The organism is Mitsuaria sp. TWR114 (assembly GCF_007997345.1).
In genome coordinates this window covers 1-5,566 of record NZ_VOSR01000568.1, presented here as the reverse complement: position 1 = coordinate 5,566, position 5,566 = coordinate 1, and the positions used below count along the sequence as shown (strand labels likewise).

Below are 5,566 nucleotides of genomic sequence, written 5' to 3'. Positions count from 1 at the left end.
CAGCAGCCGCGCCAGCGCGTTGTCCGAGGCCTTCATCACCGGCCGAAGCAGCTCCGCCAGCGGGCGGTCCCGATGCTGGACCAGCACGCGCGCGCCCTCGGGCGTCGCGCCCTCGCGGATCTCGCCCGACAAGCTCCCGCCGAGCTCACCCCACAGCTGGCGCAAGGCCTGCGCCGTCTCCCACTGCCGGTCCAGCACGTTCAGCGACTGCGTCACCTGGCAGCCGCGCGGGAACTCCCCCGCCAGCACCAGCCGGCCCGCACCGCCGGGCAAGGGCTCGAAGCGCGACGGCATCCAGCCGTCATCCCAATCCTTGCAGGACTTGTCGTTGAGCCTCACCGCGCTGGTGTCGATCACCAGGGCGCCGAATTGCGGGAAAGGCCGCACCGTCAGCCCGCGCTCATCGGCGGCGAGGTCGTACTGCAGCAGGCTGCCGTTGAGGTGCAGCGCGTCGGGGATGACGTTGTAGGGAAATTCCGCCTGCTCGTCGAAGCGCGGCGCGTCGATGTCCAAGCGCGACGGCTGGAACAGGCCGCGGTCGACGACGATGCCGCCACCCAGTTCGCGCACGCCGTGGCGCTCCCGCAGCTCGCGCAGCATCGCCCACAGCGCGGGCCAGTCCAGGTCCGCGTCGGCCCCGCCCTTGAGCACCAGCGGCCCGTCGAGTCGCCCATCACGGACCTCGCCCGCGGCCAGCAGCTGCGTCTGCCCGCGGCTGCTCGGCCCCAGCCGGTCCAGCGCGACCACCGCGGTGATCGTCTTCATCGTCGAGGCCGGCGCCATCGGCCGGTCCGCGTTCAGGCGCAAGCCGGTGCCGGGCGCTTCCAGCGGATGGGCCACCACCGCCAGCGAGGCGGCCGGCACGCCGGCCTCGCGCAAGGCGGCCTGGACCGGCGCGGGCGGCGTGTCGATGAAGGTGGCGCAGCCGGTCGTGGCCAGCGCGGCGACCAGGAGGGCAAGGGCGGTGATCGATCGCATGAGGGGCGACTGTATCGGCCCGGCGCCTTTGCATTCCCGCAGGTTATGGACGCGCGACAAGCATTCATCGGGACGGAAGCAACAAATGGGTGAGGTTCCTAGGACCTTGAAATCGTCTCGTGCTTGAAGATCGTTCGCAGCTCGCAACAGGTCGATCGCCAATGGTCGCGCCTCCGTCGTTGGCGGCGTTGCAGGACGCCGGGTCCGGTTAACAAGGAGAAGGTCGTGAAACTGAATCAACTCGCTCGCTGTCTCGTGGTGGTGGGGCTGGGCGCCCATGCGGCGGCCTGGTCGCAGGAGGTCCAGAAGATGGAGCGGGTGGAGATCACCGGCTCGAGCATCAAGCGCATCCAGGACGAAGGCGCGCTGCCGGTGCAGACCATCTCCCGCCGGGACCTGGACCGCCAGGGCATCGTGTCTGCCGAGCAGCTGATCGCCACACTCTCGGCCAACGGCAACGGCCTGGACAACCTGGCCTCCAATGCCGACGTGGTCTCGGGCCAGGCGCGGGGCAACAACGGCGCGACCTCCGCCAACCTGCGCCTGCAGGGCGCCAACGCGACGCTGATCCTGCTGAACGGCCGCCGCATCGCCGCGCACGGCCTCAACGGCGGCGTCGTCGACCTGAACCAGATCCCGATGGCCGCCATCGAGCGCGTCGAGGTGCTCAAGGACGGCGCCTCCTCGACCTACGGCACCGATGCCGTGGGCGGCGTCATCAACTTCATCCTGCGCAAGGACTACCAGGGCCTGCAGGCCAGCGCCTTCACCGACGTGACCGAACACGGCGGCGGCAACATCTACCGCGCGTCGCTGACCGGCGGCGCCGGCAACATCGACAAGGACGGCTTCAACCTGCTGGCGGTGCTGTCGGTGACCGACAACAAGCGCCTGGACGGCTCGCAGCGCGATTTCGTCAACAGCTTCCAGCCCGATCGCGGCCTGTCGCCGGACACGCGCGGCACGCCCTTCGCGACGCTGTTCCTGCCCACGACGACGGGCACGACCATCCGCAACGTGCTGAGCCGCCCGGGCTCCAACGCCAACACCGGCCCGCTGTACAACGGCGCCGCGATCAACAGCGTCAACATCCTGGACCTGCCCGGCCAGGCCGGTTGCGCCTCGCAGCCGGGCATGGGGCCGTATGCGGAGAAGCTGTGGAACTCGGCCTCCGCCTCGCCGGCCAACCAGTTCGGCTGCGCCTGGGACACCGGACGCGCCGCGGTCATCCAGCAGCCGGTCAAGAACACCAACCTGGTCACCCGCGGCCAGCTCAAGCTCGGCGAGCACCTGCTGACCGGCGAGCTGCTGCTGGGCAAGTCGGAGTCGACCAAGTACTTCTCGCCCAACCAGATCAGCAGCGCCGCGTCGACCTCGACGCTGGGCCTGCCCAATGGGACGACCACGCGCAACCCCTTCGCCGACCTGGCCTATCCGTCCAGCGGTGCCGGCTACCAGCGGGTGTTCGACGCGCTGGTGGCGCAGTTCCCCTCGCTGGCCGCCAACCAGGGCCTGCCGATGACCTTCCGCTGGCGCTGCATGGAATGCGGCGAGCGCGCCATCGGCACCGACACCGACACCGGCCGCTACCTGCTGAGCCTGGACGGCCCGCTGCCCTTCCTCAAGGACTGGGACTACAAGGCCGGCGCCTCGCACGCCTACAGCAAGAGCACCTCGACGCTGGGCAGCGGCTATCACAACTACGTCGGCCTGGCCAACCTGATCAACACCGGCGTGCTCAATCCCTTCCTGCTGGCGGGCGAGTCGCAGACGCCCGCGGCGCTGGCGGCGCTCAACGCCATCTCGGCGGCGGGGACGGAGCTCTATGGCGGCAAGTACACGACCGACCAGTTCGACGCCACCGTGTCGGGCCCGGTCTTCAAGCTGCCGGCGGGCGAGGTGATGGCGGCGCTGGGCGTGGACTACCGCATCGAGAAGTACCGCTTCGACGGCAACACCTCGGTCAACACCAACGACATCAACACCTGGGTCTACAACGCGCCGTTCGACAACATCAACGCGCTGAGCGGCGTGAAGCGCAAGGTGGGCGCGATCTTCGGCGAAACCATCATCCCGATCGTCAAGAACCTCGACCTGAACCTGTCGGTGCGCTATGACAAGTACACCGGCTTCGGCAGCACGACCAACCCGAAGGCGTCGGTGCGCTACCAGCCGCTGGAGAGCCTGGTGTTCCGCGCCTCGTACAGCACCGGCTTCCGGGTGCCCACCTTCAACCAGCTGTTCAATGGCGTGACCGAGTCGCCCTACACCGGCGCCGGCGTGCCGGATCCGGCGACCTGCCCCGGCAACGTGGTGAGCAACGCGCCGGGCTGCCAGGCGATCACCTTCAACACGCTCTTCGGCGGCAAGCCGGACCTGCGGCCGGAGGAGTCGAAGATGTCCAACATCGGCTTCGTGTGGCAGCCCTCGCCGGCCTTCAACATGAGCGTCGACCTGTGGGACATCAAGCGCGACGGCCAGATCCAGAGCCTGACGCTGTCGCAGATCCTGAACAACTACCAGCTCTTCCCCGAGGCCTTCCTGCGTGACAGCACCGGCGCGCTGAAGATCGTCGACACGCGCTGGATCAACACCGGCGAGACGCGCACGCGCGGGCTGGAGCTGTCGATGCGCGGCAGCACGCCGCTCAACGGCGGCCGCCTGACGGCCGGCCTGGATGGCACCTACCTGCTGGAGAAGAAGTCCAAGCTGCTGGACAACGTGCCCTTCGGGCCGAGCGAGGTCGGCCGCTTCACGCGCTCGAGCGAGCTGGGCCTGCGCTGGAAGCACAGCGCCTACATCACCTACGCCTATGGCGACTGGGCCTGGTCGCTGCGCCAGCAGTACTCGACGGGCTACTACGGCTACGTGCCGCCGGGCATCGCCAACGGCAACGCGACGGCCCCGGCCTTCGACCCGTGGGTCAAGCCGTACTACCTGCACCACGTCAGCGTGGCCTACACCGGCATCAAGAACCTGACGATCACGGCCGGCATCAAGAACATCCTCGACCAGGACCCGCCGTTCGCGAACAGCTACGACAGCAACACCGGGTCGGCAGCTCGTGGGAGCCGCGCGTCGCCGACCCGCGCGGGCGCTCGTTCACGCTGGGACTTGACTACAAGTTCTTCTGATCGCTCCGATGGCCTGCCGCCTCGCGCGGCGGCCTCGGACACACGAAAGCCCGCCGGGGAACCGGCGGGCTTTTTTACGCCTTGCCGCCCAGTGCGGCCGAGGTCAAGGGGAAGATGCGCTTCACGCCCTGCTCCCGGATCGTGTGCAGGAATCGCAGGAGCGGACCGGTCGGTCGATCCAGCCCTTGCTCGTAGCGGCGCAGCAGCCGCGCTGTCGTGCTGAGCATGTTCGCGAAGACGTAGAGGCTGAGGTCCGCCTCCTCCCGGATGGCCCGGACCTCGTCGGGCGTCAGCGGCGCCGGCGGTGCAATGCCGCACCAGGCCAGGCGTTGGAAATGCTCACCGCTGACCAACCCGCAGGCGTGCATGCCGCGTCCGGTCTTCACCATTCGATCAATCGAGTCGTACTTGCGCTTGCGCATCACAGATCACCTCCGTCAGAAATCCAGAATTGATTGCGGCATCCCGCTGAACGATGAAGCCATCGCGTTTGCCGGCGCCGATCGTGCAATCCGCTTCTTGAAGAGTCCACTACCAAGATCTGCATCGATCAGGCCGCGTTCCATTTCAGCCACGGCACGGCAGAGATCACCGTCTGCGCATGCCCTGCTTGCGCCTCCACTTTTGAAAGCCTGGGACCAGATAGACGGCGCGAGCCATGTCGACCTCCTCGCATCTTCGCGAACGAGAAGAGTGCCAGGCCTTGCGTGCCAAGTCGTCGCCCTGAGGTCGGCCCTCCGATGGGGGCAACCTGCTCAGGCTTCGAGCGTTCTCGCGACCGGATCCAGCGTCACCGCGACACCAATCGGCAGCGGAAGGTTCGGCGACGCATGGCCGCTTGGCCAACCGGCAAGCACCGGCACGCCGAGCCCGCCGAAGTAATCGGCCAGCACCTCATCCGGCGAGTCCGCATCGCTGAAGCTGCCCAGCAGCACGGCCGTCAGCTGGTCGAGCGCGCCGCTCAGGCGCAGCTGGCACAGCAGGCGATCGATCTTGTAGGGGTCCTCCCCGACGTCCTCGAGGAACAGCACCGAGCCCCGCAGGTCCGGCATGAACGGCGTGCCCAGCAGCGCCACGAGGACCGCGAGATTGCCTCCCGTGAGCACGCCGCGAACGGGTGCCGTCCCGCGATTCAGCGGGTGCGGTGCGAGCGCAGGCCCAAGCCGCTCCCCTTCCCGCAGACCCCGCCGGAGCCGCTGCGCGAGCGCGACGGCATCGGCCCATCCCGACTCCCCCTTGCACCAGTCCGAGGCTGGCATCGGCGCATGCCAGCTGGCGAGGCCCTCCTGTTGTCGCAGCGCCATCAGCGCCGTCAGGTCGCTGTAGCCGATCAGCGGCTTCGGGAAGCGGCGCAGCAGCGCGCGATCGATCCGGTCCAGCAGCCGCATGCAGCCGTAACCGCCGCGCAGGCCGATGACGGCGTCGACGTCGGGATCGGCCAGCGCCGCCTCCAG

Annotated in this window: 4 protein-coding genes; 1 reads left to right on the top strand and 3 read right to left on the bottom strand. The window is 68.5% G+C overall.

The features are described 5' to 3' along the window. Positions 1–978 (bottom strand): D-alanyl-D-alanine carboxypeptidase/D-alanyl-D-alanine-endopeptidase (gene dacB, locus FUT87_RS19570; RefSeq protein WP_186830640.1); only part of this gene is annotated, 978 nt, incomplete at its 3' end. Between the two features lie 225 nt (positions 979–1,203). On the opposite strand from dacB, the gene FUT87_RS19565 reads away from it, so the two are divergent. After that, positions 1,204–4,335, top strand: a complete 3,132-nt coding sequence (locus FUT87_RS19565; protein WP_255511932.1) for a TonB-dependent receptor domain-containing protein — start codon at positions 1,204–1,206, stop codon at positions 4,333–4,335. A gap of 214 nt (positions 4,336–4,549) precedes the next feature. On the opposite strand, the gene FUT87_RS31795 is transcribed toward FUT87_RS19565, so the two are convergent. Continuing rightward, positions 4,550–4,678 carry a hypothetical protein gene (locus FUT87_RS31795; protein ID WP_404935421.1) on the bottom strand — a complete coding sequence of 43 codons (129 nt, stop codon included), beginning with the start codon at positions 4,676–4,678 and terminating at the stop codon, positions 4,550–4,552. A gap of 189 nt (positions 4,679–4,867) precedes the next feature. Beyond that, positions 4,868–5,566, bottom strand: a 699-nt coding sequence (locus FUT87_RS19550) for an LD-carboxypeptidase (protein ID WP_147242106.1), incomplete at its 5' end; no start/stop codon positions are given.